Here is a 20,491-nt window from a genome sequence, read left to right on the forward strand (position 1 = left end):
CTCCTCCTTTCGCTAATTTCCTTTATATTTCTTTATTGAAAAATATATGCACATTATAAATAAAACAAAATTAGGAACCCACATTGCAATGTTTGCAGGTACATTATTTTTTAGCACCATGATCTTTGCATAACTTGCCATTCCTATATAACCAAATATAACAATCAAACTTATTCCAAAACTTATTCCTCTTCCACTTCGTCTATGCCCTACCGAAAGCAGTACTCCCAGCCAGCATAAAAACGTGCTTGCAAATGGTCCTATAAGCCTCTGGTAAATTTCCACCTGCGCCTTTAACGCAGTTTCTTTCTCTTCAGGATTTTTTATGTTCTGTTTATAAAATTCGTTTAGTTCCTTTATGTTCATTTCCTTACGGCTTTTTTTAACTTCCTTCTTATTTTCCCTGAAAAAAGTAGTGATTGGTATTTCCTGCTCCTGATATAAAGCGGAAACTTGACTATTACCGTCCTTATCAAAGGCATATCCTTTTACTTTCTTCAATCTTATAATTCCTGGATCAAATTTTGCATTTTCTGCAAGAAATACTATTGGATAAGGATTATTTCCACGTTTATTTATAATCAGGAAATTCTTAGCCGTAGCTTTTTCATTATTTACTTCATCAATGTAAAATCCGAAACCTTTTTCCTCATTTGTCAAAAAAACTTTTTCTTCTGACAATGAACTTGGTTTTGAAGCTAGAATTTGTTTTGTCTGTGCATTTATATTTTTTAAGGCACGGGGATTTACATATATTTCAAGTCCTAAACCAATCAACGTCAATATTATTCCAAAAATAAATGCTGGCCGGATTATTCTAAAAAGTCCTATTCCAGAACCTTCCATTGCAACAATTTCATTCGTTTCTGAAAGTCCTCCATAAACAAGCATAACCCCAAGAAATGCTCCCATAGGTATTGTCTGCACAAGAACTCCCGGTATAGCATAAAATAGATAGTCTATTATAGATATAAATGGCAAATCACTTGCAAACAGACGTTCCATAACTTCCATTATCACATTTAACATCATAATAAATGTAAATATGCTAATTCCAAATATTGACGGCAAAAGAAGTGAATTGTAAATATATCTGTCAATTATTTTCATTTTTATCAATTTTCCTTTTTTATTTTTCTTTTTATCTTATAATCATTTTTTATTTCTGTACCAAGGTGTTTATTCAATATCTTTTGTTTTTTCAAATTTATCTGGTTTTGGATTTTTATAATTATTTAAAACGTCATTTATTACTTCTTTCTCTCTCTGGCTAACAACATATCTTTCCACATCATCTTTTATGAATTTTGGAAAAGAATCTGCAAATTTTAATGCATGTTTTGTCATAAACTGAACAGAAAGGCTTTTGTCCCTTATTTCACGTATTCTTTTACTTCCTATAGATCCTGTAATTACTGTAATATAAACAATAACTGCAACAAAGAATAACTCCATTATTCCAAATATCATTCCAGAAAATTTATCAAATCTTTTTATTTTTATACTTTTTAAAAATTTTCTATTGGCTATAAGAACGACAGAATAGACAATACATTGGACTAAAACTATAATAACAAAAATTTTTAACTGATTTTGAGGTTTAATTTTCTCTGAATTAAAAAAAAGTTTACAAATATAATTTGTTATAAAAATAATAAAAATATATTTAAACATATTGAAAAATTCCAAAGAGAATCCTCTTCTATATCCAAGAAAAATAAATATTATCAGTAAAACTATAAAGCCAATATCCAGCATCATTTTCCCTACCTCTATTTTTCCACATAAATTCTAGGTACTCTCTGACTTATTCCACATAAAATCTCATACGAAATAGTATTACATAAATCAGCAACCTCTACAACACTTATATTTTCACCAAAAAATTCTACGACATCGCCTTTTTTAGCTTCATTTTTCAATTCTTCAGGAAGTAAAATTATAAGCTGGTCCATACAGACACGTCCTACAATTTCACATTTATATCCTTTATAAAAAACATAGCCTTTATTTGACAAGTCACGCCTTACTCCATCAGCATATCCAATAGAAACTGTAGCATAGGTCTTTCCAGCTTTTCCTTTATAAGTATTTCCATAACTTATAAAGCTATCTTCCTTTAATGTCTTTATATAGCTAATTTTTGCAAAAAGAGACATTACTGGCTTAAATTTATACGGAGCTGTTTCTTCTCCTGTAACCCCTCCATAAAGTATAATTCCCACTCTCACAAAATCTTCTATGCTATCTTGAAACTTCAAAGTTCCAAAACTGTTGTGCAGATGTCTGTATTTTATTGATGATATTCCACTTGATATTTTTTCACACATTGCTTTAAATTTACTTTCCTGCAATTTTGTATAGTCTTTGTCACTATCCGATGATGAAAAATGCGAGAAAATTCCTATTGGATTAATATGACTGGCATTTTTAAGAATTTCATTCAGTTTTTCAGTCTCACTTTCCTGAAAGCCTACACGTCCCATTCCAGTATCTATCTTTATAAACACATCTGTAGTTTTCCCTTTTTCTTTTCCAGTTTTTTCCAAATATTCTATTTCCTCAAAATCTGTTACCATAAAATAAATATTTTTATCAGCAATCAAATCCATGTACTCATTTTCCACAGGTCCTAATATCAGCACCATAATATCATCATGAAGTTCTTTTATTTTAAGCGCTTCGTCACTTGTTGCAACTGCAAAATTCTTAATCCCTTTTTTTATAAGAGCATTACAAATTTGAAGCATCCCATGTCCATAAGCATCTGCTTTTATAACTGCTATTATTTTGTCTTTTACCACAATTTTTTTTATCTCATCAATATTGCTATACAAATTATTTATATTTATTTCTGCCCAGCATCGCATTTTTCAATTCACCTTCTAAATTTATCATTTTATTTTTGATTATACTAGCACTTTATCTTTTTCATCATATCCATTTACTGTTTTACCAGAACTTTTTATAACATCTTTAACTTTAGGCTCATTTTTACCTTTTTTCATTATATAAACCAAAGGACTTGCTACAAATACTGATGAATAAGTTCCAACAAGCATTCCTACAAATAGAGTCATGCTAAATGTTTTTAATGTATCTCCACCTAAAATCAGAAGTACAATTACTGAAAATAGAGTTGTCAATGAAGTATAAATTGATCTTGTAAACACTTGGTTTATCGATTTTTCTATCACTTCTCCAAATGATAATGTAACTTTATTTCTACCTTCCCTATTTCTTTTAATATTTTCACGAATCCTGTCAAATACAACAATTGTATCGTTAATCGAATATCCTAAAATCGTAAGAATTGCCGCAATAAATGGTGTATCTATCTCATATTTAAGCATTGCAATAACTCCAAAAGCAATTATTACGTCATGAACTAACGCCACAATGCCTGCCACTGCATAAATAAATTCAAATCTTACTGTAATATAGATGATAATCAAAATACTTCCAATTAACAATGCCTGAATTGCATTAGATGTTAATTCCTTACCAATTACCGCACCTACAGTTTCATTTTTCACAACTTCATATTTCCCAGTTTTTTTGCTTAATTCTGACATTATTTTTGTTTTTTGCGTATTATCAAGCTGTTCCGTTCTTATAATAACAGTATTGTCCGTATCTGAAAACTGAACTCTTTTAGCTTTTAATTTAGGAATTTCCCCAACTAGGCTGTTTAATGTCCCATTTACTGCATTCTGGTCAATTTTTTTATCATATTTTAACTGAATTAGCTCTCCACCTTTAAAATCTACACCAAGATTTAACTTTATTGCAAATAATGAAACTAGCGAAACTATAACCATTACTGCCGAAATTCCCAAATAAAGTTTTCTACGCTCTATTACTTTTAAATTAATCTTCATTCAAAGCTCCTTTCCAGAACAACTGCTCTCTTTTTATATTAAATGTTTTTATAAATAACTTTAATATTACTTTTGAAACAAATACTCCTGTAATTACAGTAGCCACTACCCCAAGCGACAATGTTACAGCAAATCCTTTAATCGGACCAGTTCCAAGAAAGAACAATACCGCTGCCACAAGTAATGTTGTTATATTTCCATCAATTATCGCAGGAAAGGCATTTTCATAACCTCTTTCAACCGCATCGTAAAGCGATTCTCCAAGCCGCAATTCTTCCTTTATTCTCTCATAAGTAATTACATTTGAGTCAACTGCCATACCAAGTGTAAGGATGAATCCTGCAATCCCAGGAAGCGTCAAAGCTGCGCCAATACCGCTAAGAAGTCCTAAAACTAAAACTCCATTTATTAAAAGCGCAATATCAGCAACAATTCCCGGTATTTTATAAATAGCAATCATAAATACTGAAATTACACCTAAGGCAATTAGCCCAGCTATCCCAGTCTGTCTTATCGAATCTACTCCAAGTGTCGCTCCAACCGTTCTATTTTCAACAATTTTAATTTCCACAGGCAATGCCCCTGATTTTAACAAATTTGCAAGATTGTTTGCTTCTTCCATTGAAAATCTTCCAGTTATAATTCCGCTTCCACCGTTAATTTCACTGTTAATTGTAGGGGCTGACTGTTCTTTATTATCAAGCATTATTGCCAATTGCTTCCCAATATTTTCCCTTGTAATCTTAGCAAAAGTATTTGCTCCCTGTGAATTTAATTCAAAACTTACAGAAGGCATTCCAACCTGATCCCTAGACACTCCTGCTGATTTTAATGCAGAACCTTCCAATAAAACAGGCCCGTAAGAACCATCCTTATTTTTTATTCTAAACTCAAGTTTTGCTGTCGTACCAATCAATTCAATAGCCTTTTGAGGATCTTTTATCCCCGCAAGCTCCACTATCAATTTGTCATTTCCGCTAAGCTGAATAACAGGTTCAGCAACTCCAATGCTATTTACCCGTCTTTCAATAATATTTCTAACCTTGCTCATTGTATCAGCCTCTATTTTTCCCTGCGCCTGTAATACAACCGATGTTCCACCACGTAAATCAAGTCCCAGTTTTACTTTATTAAAGTACAAAATAAGAGCTGGAACAAAAATTACTAAAAGTAACCAAACATAATGTGATTTTTTATTCTGCATTTTTTTATCCTTTCTTTTTTTTCTATCTAAATATTTTTCATAAATTTATTCTTCAATTATTTAGATTACTGATTTTTATTTAGTCATTAAAATTTACTTTTATTAAAAATTTTGCGTCAAGTGGGGTAGTTCGTAGAACGTTTCGCCATTATCTCTAAGTAGCAGTCAGTTAAATATGTTAAAATAACTATGTTTTGCGAAAGAGAGCATGGCGTTTGATGCCCTTACGTTAAAAGAAATTATTATATAAAATAATTCTAAACTAACGTATCTAAATATTTTTGCAAAATTATTGACGCCGCAACCATATCTACAACTTTTCTACGTTCTTTTCCATTCTTTTTGGAATAGTTTTTTAAATAATGCTCAGCCTCTGTTGTTGTGTAACGCTCATCCACAAAGATAATCTGAATATTTGGAATGTCTTTCTTTAATTCTTCCACAAATTCCTCCACTTTTTCCACCTGACGTTTTTTCGTGCCGTCAAGACTTTTTGGCATTCCCACTACAATTTTTTTTGTGCCTTCATCATCTAGTATTTCCTTTATTCTTTCAACAGGATTTGTCTTTGTTCTGTCAATCACTTCGAGAGCAGTCGCAAGAATTCCCAAAGGGTCGCATTTGGCAACCCCAATTCTGACATCTCCCACATCTAATCCAATAAATTTTTTCATTTTTTATTTCTCATTTCTTAAACAATTTACCATTTTATAAATTTAATAAAATTATTTTTTTATAAAGTTAAGTTTTACTTAATCAAATATAATTTTTAGATTGGCTTGCAAGGGGGATTACCCCCTCACTAAATAATATCTTTTTTTGTACAAATCTATACCCGTATGGTTAGAAAGCAGGTCTATTATAATTTTTCAGTTATAAATTCAAACGCTTTTTCAACAGCTTCTTTTACAGCGCTTCCATCTTTTCCGCCAGCCTGTGCAAAGTCAGGACGTCCTCCACCGTTTCCGCCAGCAACTTGTGCTGCAACTTTTACTATTTCTCCAGCTTTCACTTTTGAAATCAGGTCTTTTGTAACTCCAACTACAAAAATTGCCTTTCCATTGTTATTTGTTCCCAAAATGATGATCCCAGACTGCATCTTTTCTTTTCCTCTGTCCACAATCTCTTTCAGCTCATCAACATTTTTATTTTCAAATGAAGATTTTAATACTTTCACGTCATTTACTGTTTCCAGATTTTCCAGCATTTCATTGATTTCATATTTTACAAGTTTTGTCTGCATTTCTTCATGCACTTTTACTGCCGCTCTCATATCTCCAATATATTTTTCGATAATATCAACAACATTTTTTTCATCTGTTCTAAAAATATCAGATATTTCCTTTATTTTTTCTTCAAGCCTGTTTACATAATTCAAGCTCTTATGTCCAGTTGTGGCTGTAATTCTACGTGTTCCTGAAGCAATTCCACTTTCAGACTCGATATTGAATAATCCTATTTCTCCAGTTGATTTGACGTGTGTTCCTCCACAAAGTTCAATTGAATATCCATCAATTTCCACAACACGGACTACATCTCCATATTTGTCTGAAAATAATGCCATCGCTCCTCTTGCTTTTGCATCTTCAATATTTTCATAATTTATTTTTACCTGTAAATTTGATAAAATAATGTCATTTACACCTTTTTCAATTTTTTCAATCATTTCTGGACTGACTGCTTCGTAATGTGAAAAGTCAAATCTTAATTTTTCATCATCCACAAGCGATCCGGACTGCTCTACATGTGTTCCTAGATTTTCTCTTAAAACTTTGTGTAAAATATGTGTAGCTGTATGATTTCTCTGAATATCTTTTCTACGGTTTACATCAATTTGCATTTTCACTTCTACGCCTACCGCTGGAGCAATTCCTCTTGTGATTTCAACCTGATGAATAAAGACATCGTGTTTTTTAACCACGTTTACAACTTTTCCTTCAAATTCTCCAGAAGTGATAATTCCTGTATCAGCAACTTGCCCTCCAGATTCAGCATAAAATGGAGTTTTATCAAAAATCATCTCGTATCCTGAAATTCCTTCACTTTTGGCAATATGTAAAAGCGTGCTTTTTTCTTCAAAATTTTGTGAATACCCAGTAAATTCAGTTTTTCCGTGCTTTTCAAAAAATTCATCTATAAATTCATCTTTTATCATATCAGAGATTGTTGTTCTGCTATCCTTTGAACGTTGCACCTGTTCTGCCAGTTTTTTCTCAAATTCTTCTTCTGATGCTTCAAATCCTTGATTTTCCAAGATTAATTTTGTAAGTTCAAACGGGAATCCAAAAGTATCATACAGTTTGAAAGTCAGTTCAGCCGGTAATTCTTTCTGATTTTCCGCTTTTAATTTCTGAATTTCTTCTTCAAGCATTTCAGTTCCATTTTTCAAAGTTGTTGCAAATCTTTCTTCTTCCAGTCTTATAACTTTTTCAATATATTCCTGCTTTTCAGCTAATTCGGGATATGCTTCATTCATTGTTTCAAGAACGTAAGGTACTAATTTATAAAGAAATATATCCTCTTTTTCAAAAACCTTCTGTTTTGCGGAACTTCCAGCTCCAAAAGCACGTCTTATAATTTTTCTTAAAATATATCCACGTCCTTCATTTGACGGCAATACCCCATCTCCAATCAAAAATACTGAGGCTCTAACGTGATCGGCAATAATTTTTATTGCTTCCTCATTTTCATTTCCTTGAATTTCAAGTACAGATTTTATACCTTTTATAATATTTGTAAACAAATCAGTATCAAAGTTGTTATCCTTGTTTTGTACAACTGAAGCAATTCTTTCAAGTCCTGCCCCTGTGTCAATATTTTTTTCTGGAAGTGGCACAAGCGAGCCGTCTTCAAGCCTGTTCCATTCAGTAAATACCAGATTCCAGATTTCTAAAAATCTATCTCCGTCATCTCCCGGCTTTCTGTCAGCTTCTTCGTTATTTTTTCCCATATTCTGAGTATCGTAATAAATCTCGCTGCAAGGCCCGCAAGAACCTACAGGTCCTGCCGCCCACCAGTTGTCCTCTTCTCCAAGCCTAACAATTCTTTCTGCTGGCACTCCGATTTCCTTGTTCCAGATTTCATAAGCCTCATCATCTGTTTTATACACAGACACCCAAAGTCTGTCCTCTTCCAGTTTCAATACTTTCGTTATATACTCCCAAGACCATTCAATAGCTTCCTTTTTAAAATAATCTCCAAACGAGAAATTTCCTAACATTTCAAAAAACGTATGATGTCTAGGCGTTCTTCCAACATTTTCCAAGTCATTAGTTCTAATACATTTCTGATAAGTCGTAATCCTTTTAAATGGTGCCTCCTTTTCTCCCAAGAAAAACGGTTTAAACGGTACCATTCCTGCTACAGTCAGCAATAAGCTCTTATCGTCTGGTATAAGCGATGCACTTTCAAAATGTTTATGCTCTTTTGATTTAAAAAAATCTACAAAACTTTTTCTTATTTCATTTCCTGTCATTATTTGTTTGAGATTGTCAAAACAATCCCGCTCCTTTCCTATTGTATCTTTATTTTATTATTGTAAAATTATTATTTTCAACCAATATTGCTTCCTTATTATTAATCAATTTCAAATCCAATTTATCTTTATATAATTCAACAGTTTTTCTCGAACCTTCCACAAAAGGCTCTTCCTCAAAATGAGGAACTATGTAAAAGTCTACTAAATTTAACCCTGTATAATCATTTAATTCTGTTGCCAAAGTCTTATCATCCACTATAGAGGCGTACTCTATGTCAGGAGCCGCTATTACTGAACCTGCCGATTCTCCAATATATAACAGTCCATTTTCTATTCTTTCCTTTAAATAAGGTATTAAATTTTTTCTTTTTAATTCTTGCAATAAATAAAATGTATTTCCACCAGAAATAAAAATTATTTTCGCTTCTGACAATTTTTCTTTTGCAATTTCTTCTGAAAAAATAGAAACATCAAAATTTTCCACTTCATAACCAAAATCTTCAAATACTTTTTGAGTAAGATGTATGTATTTTTTATATTCGTCTACATTAGTTGCTGTGGGAATAAATAGTATTTTTTTACTTTCAGTATTTTTATCTAAAAATTTTTTTACAAGTTCTATACTTTCGTATAAAGACGATGTTAAAATCATATTTTTCAAAAAAATCATCCTCTCTAATCAAGTTTGAAGTTATCCCCAAGATACACTCTTCTAGCTGTTTCATCATTTGCAATCTGCTGTCCTGTTCCTGCAATCAGAATTGTACCTTCTGCCATTATATAAGCTCTTTCTGTAATTCTCAATGTTTCACGCACGTTATGATCGGTAATCAGTATTCCAAGCCCACGTTCCTTTAACTGCATTATTATATTTTGAATATCCTCAACTGCAATCGGATCTACTCCTGCAAAAGGCTCATCCAGCAGTATAAAATCTGGATTTGTAGAAATAGTTCTAGCGATCTCCACACGTCTACGTTCCCCTCCGGAAAGTGCATATCCCAAACTTTTTGCTACATGAGATAACTTGAATTCCTCAATTAAATTCTGCATTGTAGCAATTCTTTCTTTCTTTTTGACTCCTCGCATCTCTAAAACTGACACAATATTTTCCTCCACAGTCAAGTTTCTAAAAACAGAGGCCTCCTGTGGCAAATATCCAAGTCCTAATCTAGCTCTCTTATACATAGGCAAAGTTGTAATTTCCTCTCCGTTGTACATTACTCTTCCATGATTTGGCCTTACAATGCCTGTAATCATGTAAAAGGTAGTTGTCTTTCCTGCTCCATTAGGCCCAAGAAGTCCTACAACTTCACCCTTTTCCATCGACAGGCTCACACTTTTTACAACTTCCCTGTTTTTATATATCTTTTTCAAGCTATCGGCTTCTATACTAATTTTTCTAGCCATATCTTCTCCTATTTTAAAATTATCATTCAAATAACTTTACTTATCACAAGTTACCACTTCGCTATATTATAAATCATTTTTGCTTTTTTTTCTACTTTTTTTTAAAATTTGCAATTTCCCCAAATTATTATTTTATCTTCCTATCCAAATATTCCACATTCAAATATATTATACTATGCAAAATTATAAAAAATATAATCATAAAAGTACTAATAAATTCCCTGGCAATTATACCGAACTTAGAAATTAAAAATAACAAGCCAATGCCTAACTCCTCAAAAATTGGAAACATTGGAAATAACAAAACAAATATTGCTGAAAAATAAAAAAGAAAGCACAGAATACCGGGAATTATCATTTTTAACTTATTTCCCTTAATTAAATGCAAATTATAATCCCAAGACTCTCTTAAATTAAATGGTCTTGCAGAAAATAACGGTATGAAGTAAAATAAATAAATCCAAAAAATTATCAGCACCACCAAAGCCCCTGCCCCAAAAACTAAATGAAATTCATCAAAAAATAAAGAAAAAGGTAAATATCGAGACATATAGCTAATTATATAATATATCAGATATAAAAGAAAACATTTCGAGGCTGATTGGTCCAATCTTGAATAATTTTTCTCCTCTATTTTAAAAATTATTTTTTGATAAAACAGAAAAAGCGCCAAATAATAACAAAATTTAAAAATCTGAAGTATGTTTGCAAACGATAAAATTCCAGTATTTTCAATAATAACTTCTATTGTAATTTTAACGCAGGATATAAAAAAGAAAAATAATATCCACCATACATCATTCCTGTCAAGCACAAGTTTTTTCAAAATAAAAAAAGCGTATCTTATTTGCTGAAAGATATTCAAATTCTTTTCAGTCAATTTCCCTTGCAATTCTTTCATATCCATAACAATTTATAATCCCTTTCTTTTCTAGTTCTGTCTCATATAATCTCAAACATATATTTATACTATTTCCCATTTAAAAGAAATCAGAAATTCATGTAATTAAATCCCTTTTTACAAGACTGTACTGTTTACAGCCTATGTAACTGCAAAACATCCTTTAATTAAATTTAGTCATTAAGTATTTATCTTAAAAATTAGATTTGATTTTTTTAATAAGGCTGTCAAATTAATTATTAGACGTGTTCGATAACTTAAGTTTTTTTATTTCCACAAGGGGTCAAGACCCCTTGCTTCAGAATATTTGTTTTATTAAACTATAAGCACATATAGTTAGTTGTCGAACAGGCCTATTATAGAATTTTATTGCTATTTTTCAAATGGGGGTTTAGTATTAAAGAAAAGTGAGTATTTTCTACCCACTTTCCCTATTTATCTAAAACTGTTTCTGGTAAGATGCACCGCCATATCTTAATGTTGCCACATATCTGTCTCCATTTTTGCTCCAAGAAATTGGCACATCTATTGTTCCCTTGTTCACATTTACTCTTACTGACGAAGGTAAATTGCCGCCATCTTCTGGAACATAAATATTTTTTGCGGCTCTAACAAGCATTTCGTGTGCTGATTCTGTCGGAACACTCACGTTAAAGGTTCTTTCAGCTGTATCTACACCAGCTTTAGCTATTGCAGTCAAAGTTACTCCTTTTGTTCCGCCACCATAAAACTGCTTGTTAATTCTTCCAGATACTGCAAACAGGCTTGAGTTTGAAGAACGCCATTTTATTGTAACTGGAACTCCATTTGAGGCTGTCATTGATTTTGGCAAGTTAATTCCTCCTCTTGTGCTGACCTCTCCTTCAGGAATTGACAATTTGCCTATTACTTCCTGAGTTGCCGCTGCATTTTTAGGATCTGACCGTCCTTGTTCCTCGTTATTCTGAATTTCATATTGCATCTGAATATTTCCTTCATTTTCAAGGATTCTCTTATCCATATCGTAAATTGCGCTTTTAGATGAAATTTGCGTTTTCCCTTGATAAGTCACTACATTTCCATTTAATTTTATTTTTTTATCTTTCAAATAAATTGTAGCCTTATCTGCACTTGTATTAATCGCTCTGAATTGTGGCAATGTACTTACGATTTTTACATTGTTTCTGGCATACCCTTCCTGCTTATTCATATCCATATAAAGATAATTCGCTGTCATCTTTGTATTATTCTTAAAGTCAACCATAACCTTGTCCCTTGCAAGAATAAGGTTTCTTCCAGAATCCATTTCATTATATTGTGAATCAAGCGTAATATCCTTATAAGTCATATGCACATTTTCCTTAATTTCACTACGCGTAATACTCATATTGCTTCCATTTTTATGTGAAACGAAATAAACTTTGGCAGTATTTCCTATGAAGTTTACTGCTTCTGATTCTACAAGCGGTCTTGGATCATTTACAAGATCTTTTACATTTCCACGGATTTTACCTTTAACATGCCCATCAAACCTAAATTCCTTTTTCTCAAAACTTCCGCGCCCTGTATCAGATGTAATTCTATCTCCTTGAACACTTGTCATTTCCATTTTATTAGCAAAAATATCTTTTGAAATTGTGTTCATTGTTCCATTTGCACCATGTACATTAAAGTTTTGCTTTTTAACATTAAACGGACCGTTCATTCTGGCATCTCCAGTTGGGAACACATATATAAGTCCTGTTCCATCCATTTTATAGTCATCATAATTTGCAGTATAGTAGTCATTTGTTGTAAGCGTTTCTGTTTTTAAGTCATAAACTCCACTTCTATATGTTCCAGTAGTTTTTCTTGGTAAATAGTTATAAGTCCCATTTCCATCACCATTTAATATTTTGGCAATTTCATCGTAGAATACGTGATCTCCTGTTACTATTAAAGTTGGGCTCGTATATTTTACATGTCCTCTTCCATCAACCTGCTTTTTCTTTATAAAGTATGAAGCTGTATCTGCTGAAATCACACTATTTTTACCAGTATAGACAATATTTCCCTGCCCATCTATACGTTCATCCTTCATATAATAGTCAACTTTGTATCCAGTCAGCTTATTTTCAGGATCCGTATAAATTACATTTCCTAAAGCAGTTCCAATTTTGTTTATATCGTCGTAACGCATTCTATCTGCACGTAATTCTCTTTTTGTCTGCTCTTCCTTGTAGACTACATGCCCTTCTGCATCAGATACTTTTATTGGATCGTGATACGTAATCTTGTCTGCTGTCAATGTCTTTTTATCTTTCTTATTATTATAGCTTGCATGCCCAATTGCTACAATTACTTCAAATTTTGTTGTCGTTTCAACCCTGTCTGCTTCAGAAACCGTGTCATCAACAGTATTTATTAGCTTTGTCCTCACTGGAGAAATTAACGTGTCTCCCTGTTTCTTATATTCCACACGTTCTGTATAAATTTCCCATTTCTTGTCCTTCGTTGTTCCAACAACTTTTTTCATTAATGTAACATCAGATGTCTTTGTATTGACTTCCCCTTCTTTTCCAGAAATTAACATCTTTTTCTTTATTAAATCTACAATTACATTTTTAAACCTAATAACTTCATCTCCTTCAGATCCAATCTGTTCATCCGCATAAATGATAGCATCATCTTTTAATCTGTACACAACTTTTTTGGCTTTCATATCCTTTTGCATCTGTTCAAGCGGTGTCGGAATTTTTTTAAAGAATACCGCATATATGAAATATATCAGTATTAATACAAGTCCTCCATAAGCTATTTTTTTCCACATTATTTTTCTCCTATTTTACCAATTTTAATTTCTTTTTGTAATATTTTCCTTTAATTCAAACAAAAATTTCATTGCATCCATTGGTGTGATATTATTTATGTCATAATTTTCTATTTTATTCATAATTTCTAACAAACTTTCCTTTTCTTCTTCAACCTGTGCTAATTTTTCCGTATAAAACTGATTATTTTCAGTATTTTCAAAATCATTTGCACTTTCATTTTCAAATTCTTGAAAATCATTCTCTAACTCTGAATTTTCTCCAAAAAGTGAAAGCTGGTGAACATCTACGGTTCTTTCAATCAATTCCTTTTTCTGCTCCAGCCGTTTCAATATTTTCCTGCTTTCAATCAATATTTCCTTTGGAAGACCAGCCAATTTCGCCACTTCAATACCATAGGACTTGTCTGCTCCGCCTTTTACAATATTTCGCAAAAACATTACTTTTCCCTGCTTTTCATCCACTTCTATCCGATAATTTACAATGTGTGCAAATTTATTTTCTAAATCAGTCAGTTCGTGATAATGTGTTGCAAAAACTGTCTTAGCACCAATTTTATCGTGAATATACATTGAAATGGCAGTCGCAATGGAAACTCCATCAGTTGTGGAAGTTCCACGTCCAACTTCATCCAGTATTATCAGACTTTTTTCAGTCGCATTGTTTAGAATGTTGGAGACTTCACTCATTTCCACCATAAATGTACTTTGCCCAGTCAAAATATCATCAGAAGCCCCAATCCGTGTCAAATATTTGTCTATAACTGATAAATTTGCTTTTTTAGCAGGGACAAAAGAGCCAATCTGAGCCATTATGGAAATTAATGCGATTTGCTTCATATACGTTGATTTTCCCGACATATTAGGCCCTGTTAGCACAACAAAACTTTCTTTTTCAGTAAAGACTGTATCATTTGAAACATAATCCGTCCTTCCAATCAGTTTTTCCACAACTGGATGCCTTCCGCCCTCAATTTCAAATGAATATTCCTCATTCATTTCAGGTTTTGCGTAATCATTTTCAATGGCACTTACAGCAAAAGATACCATTACATCAATGTATGCCAGCCTTTCTGCAAGTTCTGACAAAATTTTCCGATGTTCCTTGAGTTTTCCGCTAATTTCCTTGAACAAATGATATTCTAAATCTTCGATTTTTGCCTTGGAATTTATTATTGTGTCCTCATATTTTTTCAGTTCAGGCGTAATGTACCTCTCTGAGTTTGAAAGAGTCTGTTTTCTTATGTAATGTTCTGGCACCATATCCAGATTTGCTTTTGTAATTTCGATGAAGTAACCAAAAACCTTGTTAAACTTTATTTTCATATTTCTAATTCCAGTTGCTTCCCTTTCCCGCTGTTCAATATCCAGCAAAAAGTCCTTCCCAGAATTCATAATATTCCTTATTTCATCCAGTTCCTCATTGTATCCTGATTTTATAATACCTCCTTCACGTACTGAAAACGGCGCATCTTCATTTATACTGTCGTCAATTATTTTATAACACTCAAACAAAATATTTGCATCAATATTCCTAAAAAAATCAGTATTTCCCAAAATTCTCATTATTTCAACAGCAGATTTTATCGTTTTTTTCAATGCTGTCAAATCTTTTCCATTTTCACTTCCAAAGATTATTTTCCCCAAAAGCCGCTCCAAATCGTAAATATTCTCAAGTTTTTCCCTCAAGTCTTCACGAATTAGGATATTATCAATAAAATACTGTACATCTTCCTGTCTTTTCCGTATTTTTTCAATATTTAAAAGCGGATTATTTATAAATCTTTTTAAAAGCCGTGTTCCCATCGAAGTTTTACATTCGTCCAGCACCCACAGAAGCGAGCCATAAACAGTTTTTTCTCTCTGATTTTTTAAAAGCTCCAGATTTCTGCTTGTTATCGCATTTATTTCAGCATAATTGGAAATATTCACAAACTCAATTTTTTCCACAGTCAGCTCATGCTCAACCTGCATAGTAGCCGCATAATCAAGTGCCATGGCTGCAGCTCCAATTATCGCCTTTTTATCCTTAATTCCATAACTTTCCAGCGACACAATCTCAAAATAATCCATAAGATACTTCGCACTATCCCGAACCTTATTCACAAAAGTTACAACTGAATCATTCTTTTGTAAAAAATCATCTAACTTTTCCTTTATTTCTCCATAAAAATCCTCTGTAACAAGCACTTCCTTAGGCTCAATCTTATTAATCTCATTAAATAATTTTACAAAATCATCATCCTTTTCAACTTCCGTTACTTTAAACTCTCCAGTCGTTATATCAATATACGCAATTCCAAATTTATTCTCAATTTTCAAAATACTCATCAAGTAATTATTGCTCTTGGCATCAAGTGCCTCCACATCCACAACTGTCCCCGGCGTTATAATCTTCACAACTTCTCGTTTTACAATTCCCTTTGCCATCTTCGGATCTTCTGTCTGTTCACAAATCGCAACTTTATACCCTTTTGAAACAAGTTTTGTTATATATGAATCTGCCGAATGAAACGGAACCCCCGCAAGCGGTATATCCACATTCTTCTCCTTATTTCTCGAAGTAAGCGTAAGTCCAAGTTCACGTGACGCTTTCACCGCATCCTCAAAAAACATTTCATAAAAATCACCCAATCTAAAAAACAATATAGAGTCCTCAAAATTTGATTTTATCTCCTTATATTGCTTCATAAGCGGTGTATCTGCCATCGTTATTTTACCTCTGTTCTCTTTATTTTTTTATCTTTAAATTTTATCATAGTTTATTTTCTTTTTCAATTTTTTAAAAAATTAATAAAAATTATCCCCTGCTTATTTCTTATTAAATTATATAAAATAAATTTTTGTTAATAAACACTTTTTCTATATTTTATATTTTTTCTTTTTCTATACGTAAAGGGGATCAATCGCCATCCCCTTTACAATCCCCGCTCGTCTAAGCATTTTTTGAAAACAAAATCGAAACTCGCTACGTAAAAACTTCGCTCAAACAATCGATTTCATTTCCAAAAAATCACGACAATTTTAATTTAGTTATAACAACTATTCTAATTAAAAGATTTTCGAGCAAAATTTCGTTAGAAGAAAAATAGCTGTTTGAGCTTTTGAAATATTTTTTAATTATACATATTTATTTAGATATAAAATAATTTTTGTTCAAAAGCGAGTTCTATTTTTCTTTTATAAGAAAGTTTTGCGGTAAGCGGGGTTGTAAGGGCATGGCGTCTGATGCCCTTACGTTAGAAAAGATTAAAATTATAAAAGAAAAAGCTATTATTAATAAAAATAATCTAAAATAAATATCAAAAATATAATCAGTTTATTCTTTTTAAAATTTCATCGTAAACTCTCTCACAATTTCCCTTATCCACATACTTCAAAAATTTTTCTCTCAACTTATCAGACTTTTGCTTCATTTCCTTATCATAATGAAAATTATTTTCAGAGATTTCAATGATTTCTTCAACGCATTTTTCTACAGTTTTGGCTTGTTTTCCAAATAAGTCCTTGTCTAGGTCTACGTAAGAGCCAACTTTTTCTTCATATTCACGTTTATCGAACTGGAAGAAGATAATTGGCTTGTTCAGATAGTAAAAATCGTAGGCTACGCTTGAATAATCTGTTATTAATAATTTTGATTTTTGCAGTTCTTCAGTTATGTTTACTTCTTTTGGGAGTATTTTTATATTTTTTCCAAGCTTTATATTTCCAAAGTTCTTTAGATAATCTTGCATTAACTGATGAATGTAAATGTTTAATTTAATATCATTTTTTTCCAAATAGTTATTTAATTTCTTGTCTGTAATTAAATTTGCAATATTTTGGAAATATTTTGTTTCTTCAAATTTTTGATTTTCTGAGTTTTCTGACTTTAGCCAGTTTCGCCATGTCGGCATAAAGAATATTTGTTTTTCCGTAATTTTTAGATTGTATAATTTATCATATCTTGGGTAGCCTGTTATAACTGCTGTTTCCTTTGGAACTTCCCACCAAGTTTCTGTTTTTACTTTTTTTTCAAATTCTGAATCGCAGATATTTAAATCATAAGATTTTACAAGGGCTTCTGCTACTTTTGCTGTTTTTAGATTCATTGCCTGTCGGACTTTAAAACCTACTGTTCCATGATTTAGAAATACTTTGAATACTTTTTTATGAAATTTATTTATTAATGGTACTACAAACAGGTATGGGACAATGTCCGCAGAAATTGAGTGGGAAAATAATGCAACTTTTGCATTCATAAAATACAGATAGCTTTTTACACTTCCTTTTATCAATTTTTCTCCTGGAATTTTTTTTGCAATCTTTGCATTTCTGTTTATTACCCAGTACACTTCCTCCTGCTGTCTTGACCGTAAATACTCATACATCGCACGTCCATTATCCACAAAAAGTTCTCCTGCGTTTCCGCCCACAAGCCATATATTTCTATTTTTGAATTTTCCTTTGTTAAATGGATAAATGAGATAAGCTATTATCATATTTATCAAGCATTTTACCTTATCCATATTTTTCTCCTAATTTTTAAATTTTATATTTTGTATATCCAATTTTTCTACCCTTCATCACAACTCTATGATATGCCCTGTTTCTTGTAACAATCATTCCAGCAAAACTTCTAAATTGTCTCTTCCAGTATTTCAGAATATAAAATCTGTTTTTTCTGCCCTTTACTTCCTTTTTTACCAATGCTCCAAATCCCAATGCATATCTATAAGCACGTTCCAGATCGTTATAGTTTCCCTTTTTTGCTGGATGATAAATTATATCGTTTGCAAAGTATCTTCCCTTATAGCCTTTGTGAAGCAATGTCAGCACATAGTCTGTTTCCTCCCCACTTCCAAAAGTTGCACCAACGCCTAGATTTTCATCAAATAAGACAATATCATCCTTACCATAATTTACAAAAAAAGTTATAGACTTCACAGTCGTATCCACACTATCCTTCGTTATTTCGGTATCTTTTTTCTCCATAACACCTGTTCCATAGTCTTTCCCACGTTCAAGCGTACGGCACGAGTAAATTCGATAATTCTTTTTTCTTTCAAAAAATTCTACAACTTTTTCAAGTGTGTTGGGACTATATTCACAATCATCGTCAGGAAATCCCACAATTTCGCCTTTCATCAAGATAAGTCCTCTATTTCTATTTAGGCTTAACCCTTTTTCATCACTTTTTACATATTTTATTTTAAAGTCCTCTTCGTAGTCTTTCACAATTTCAAAAACTTCATTTCCTTCATTCTGATCCACCACAATTAACTCAAAATCCTTGTAAGTCTGTGCCTTCAGGCTTTTTAGAAACAAATCCAATTCTGTTGTAACATTTATCGTTGGCATTACAAGGGAAACCTTCATATTTTCACATCTCCTTCTTTTTTTATTTTATATCCAAAACCGTTATATATGGAAGATGATCCGACAGTTTTGTCCAGTCCTGCGTTGCATCATTAATAAAATAGCTTGATTTTACCTTCCATTTTTTCGACTGGCTACCAAAAATATAGTCAATACGTGGATCTGAAAGAGTTCTTACACCACTAGCATTGGATTCCATATAAGTATCTCTCCAGTCTTTCGTAATCTCTCCATAATATTTTGTTGTTGGTAAAAAATTAAAATCTCCACTCAAAAACTTTATATCATCTTTATCAAAAAATTTTGTAAGCAAGTCCAGTGACTCCATTTCTTCAGGCTTTATCTGTTGCTTAAAGTCCAAATGCGTATTCATTACCAGCACCTTTTTCCCAAAAGTCTTTTTAGAAAGTTCAGCAACTATAAGCTGTCTTTTTTCTACCCCTTCCGACGGCAATTCATAGGTATATATTTTCTCAAGCGGATATTTTGAAATAAATGAAATTCCATATTCCCCACCATCATAATCTCTTGATTTCTTAAAGAAATAATAATCATAACCAAGAACTTTCGCAATATCAGAAGTTATATCACGAAAATTACTTCTTTTCGTAAACTTGTCAACTTCCTGAAGCGATACAAAATCAGGGTTATACGGCTTAATGCTCTCTCCCAGTTTCTGCCCATCGGTAAGCCTTCCTCCATAAATATTATATGTCATTATCTTAAATTCCTTCGCCCAGCTAACAGTTGCCCCACAAATCATAAGCGACAACAATATTTTTTTTAAATTACTCATTTTTCCAATATTTCTCCTAATCCTTCTTTATTTTCTCAAAATAACAGTTTCTCTAATAAAAATTTATCTGTTATTCCAAATTTTTCATTCAATTATATCACTTTTTTTAGTATCTACCAACTTTATTTTTTCTTTATACTATTTACATATTTCAAACCCATTTTTTTCTCCAATTTTTTTTGCTATATATTCTGCCGACATTGGACTTCCATATACAACTGAAACTTTAGTTATCCATTTCCCATCTCTTTTATTTGCAACATGATGACAATCCATAACAGTAGGAGTATCATTGTACATAGTCATTAATCTAATTGGTAAACCATACCCTGTTTTTTCATCAATTAGATGATACCCTTTTATTTTTGTCCCAACAGGAATTAATACTTCTAAAGAATGTCCTGATTCTGGATACATTTCATTTTCAAATGAAATTTCTTTTTTTGTAATTTCTCGTTTTTTTACATCTTCTAACAATTCTTTTATATTTTTTGTATAATTAGGATTTATAATGGCAAATTCATTATCTTTATGTATTTTTTTTCTTTCTTCTCCTTCATGTGCCAAATCATACATTGCATCTGTAAACTGATTCCATATATATGAACAAGAATTTAATCCTAATACTGCTATTATCATAATTAATAAATATTTTAAATTTTTCATGTAATTTTT

15 protein-coding genes are annotated in these 20,491 nt (G+C 31.8%); all 15 read right to left on the reverse strand.

Annotated elements, in window-relative coordinates:
- Positions 1 to 12 precede the first annotated feature (12 nt).
- Positions 13 to 1,110: an LptF/LptG family permease gene (locus FVE77_RS10200; RefSeq protein WP_026746821.1), complete on the reverse strand. Its 1,098-nt coding sequence runs from the start codon at positions 1,108 to 1,110 to the stop codon at positions 13 to 15.
- A 69-nt stretch (positions 1,111 to 1,179) separates the two neighbouring features.
- Positions 1,180 to 1,761, reverse strand: a complete 582-nt coding sequence (locus tag FVE77_RS10205) for a CvpA family protein (protein WP_026746820.1) — start codon at positions 1,759 to 1,761, stop codon at positions 1,180 to 1,182.
- Between the two features lie 11 nt (positions 1,762 to 1,772).
- A complete protein-coding gene (gene alr / locus FVE77_RS10210; RefSeq protein ID WP_026746819.1) occupies positions 1,773 to 2,870 on the reverse strand; it encodes an alanine racemase in 1,098 nt (365 codons plus the stop codon).
- 39 nt (positions 2,871 to 2,909) lie between these two features.
- The gene (secF, locus tag FVE77_RS10215) at positions 2,910 to 3,881 is read right to left on the reverse strand and encodes a protein translocase subunit SecF (protein ID WP_026746818.1); all 972 of its coding nucleotides are present in this window, start codon (positions 3,879 to 3,881) and stop codon (positions 2,910 to 2,912) included.
- Positions 3,871 to 5,085 (reverse strand): protein translocase subunit SecD, encoded by a 1,215-nt coding sequence (gene secD, locus FVE77_RS10220; protein ID WP_026746817.1) that lies wholly within the window; start codon positions 5,083 to 5,085, stop codon positions 3,871 to 3,873. The genes secF and secD overlap by 11 nt, the downstream gene beginning before the upstream one ends.
- A 257-nt stretch (positions 5,086 to 5,342) precedes the next feature.
- Positions 5,343 to 5,759 (reverse strand): Holliday junction resolvase RuvX, encoded by a 417-nt coding sequence (gene ruvX / locus FVE77_RS10225; protein WP_006805955.1) that lies wholly within the window; start codon positions 5,757 to 5,759, stop codon positions 5,343 to 5,345.
- 185 nt (positions 5,760 to 5,944) lie between these two features.
- Positions 5,945 to 8,560 (reverse strand): alanine--tRNA ligase, encoded by a 2,616-nt coding sequence (gene alaS / locus FVE77_RS10230; RefSeq protein ID WP_026746816.1) that lies wholly within the window; start codon positions 8,558 to 8,560, stop codon positions 5,945 to 5,947.
- Positions 8,561 to 8,609: 49 nt separating this feature from the next.
- Positions 8,610 to 9,224 carry a Type 1 glutamine amidotransferase-like domain-containing protein gene (locus FVE77_RS10235; RefSeq protein ID WP_026746815.1) on the reverse strand — a complete coding sequence of 205 codons (615 nt, stop codon included), beginning with the start codon at positions 9,222 to 9,224 and terminating at the stop codon, positions 8,610 to 8,612.
- Positions 9,225 to 9,238: 14 nt separating this feature from the next.
- Positions 9,239 to 9,973, reverse strand: coding sequence for an LPS export ABC transporter ATP-binding protein (gene lptB, locus FVE77_RS10240; protein WP_026746814.1), 735 nt, complete (start codon positions 9,971 to 9,973; stop codon positions 9,239 to 9,241).
- Positions 9,974 to 11,313: 1,340 nt separating this feature from the next.
- Positions 11,314 to 13,662, reverse strand: a complete 2,349-nt coding sequence (locus FVE77_RS10245; RefSeq protein WP_026746813.1) for an immunoglobulin-like domain-containing protein — start codon at positions 13,660 to 13,662, stop codon at positions 11,314 to 11,316.
- A 24-nt stretch (positions 13,663 to 13,686) separates the two neighbouring features.
- Positions 13,687 to 16,371 (reverse strand): DNA mismatch repair protein MutS, encoded by a 2,685-nt coding sequence (gene mutS / locus FVE77_RS10250; RefSeq protein WP_026746812.1) that lies wholly within the window; start codon positions 16,369 to 16,371, stop codon positions 13,687 to 13,689.
- A gap of 605 nt (positions 16,372 to 16,976) precedes the next feature.
- A complete protein-coding gene (locus FVE77_RS10255) occupies positions 16,977 to 18,170 on the reverse strand; it encodes a CDP-glycerol--glycerophosphate glycerophosphotransferase (protein ID WP_026746811.1) in 1,194 nt (397 codons plus the stop codon).
- Between the two features lie 16 nt (positions 18,171 to 18,186).
- On the reverse strand, positions 18,187 to 19,020 hold the full coding sequence (locus FVE77_RS10260; protein ID WP_026746810.1) for a glycosyltransferase family 2 protein: 834 nt from the start codon (positions 19,018 to 19,020) through the stop codon (positions 18,187 to 18,189).
- 22 nt (positions 19,021 to 19,042) lie between these two features.
- Positions 19,043 to 19,816 (reverse strand): endonuclease/exonuclease/phosphatase family protein, encoded by a 774-nt coding sequence (locus FVE77_RS10265; protein WP_026746809.1) that lies wholly within the window; start codon positions 19,814 to 19,816, stop codon positions 19,043 to 19,045.
- Between the two features lie 138 nt (positions 19,817 to 19,954).
- Positions 19,955 to 20,482 carry a hypothetical protein gene (locus FVE77_RS10270; protein WP_026746808.1) on the reverse strand — a complete coding sequence of 176 codons (528 nt, stop codon included), beginning with the start codon at positions 20,480 to 20,482 and terminating at the stop codon, positions 19,955 to 19,957.
- Positions 20,483 to 20,491 lie beyond the last annotated feature (9 nt).

The organism is Leptotrichia hofstadii (genome assembly GCF_007990525.1).
GTDB lineage: Bacteria > Fusobacteriota > Fusobacteriia > Fusobacteriales > Leptotrichiaceae > Leptotrichia > Leptotrichia hofstadii.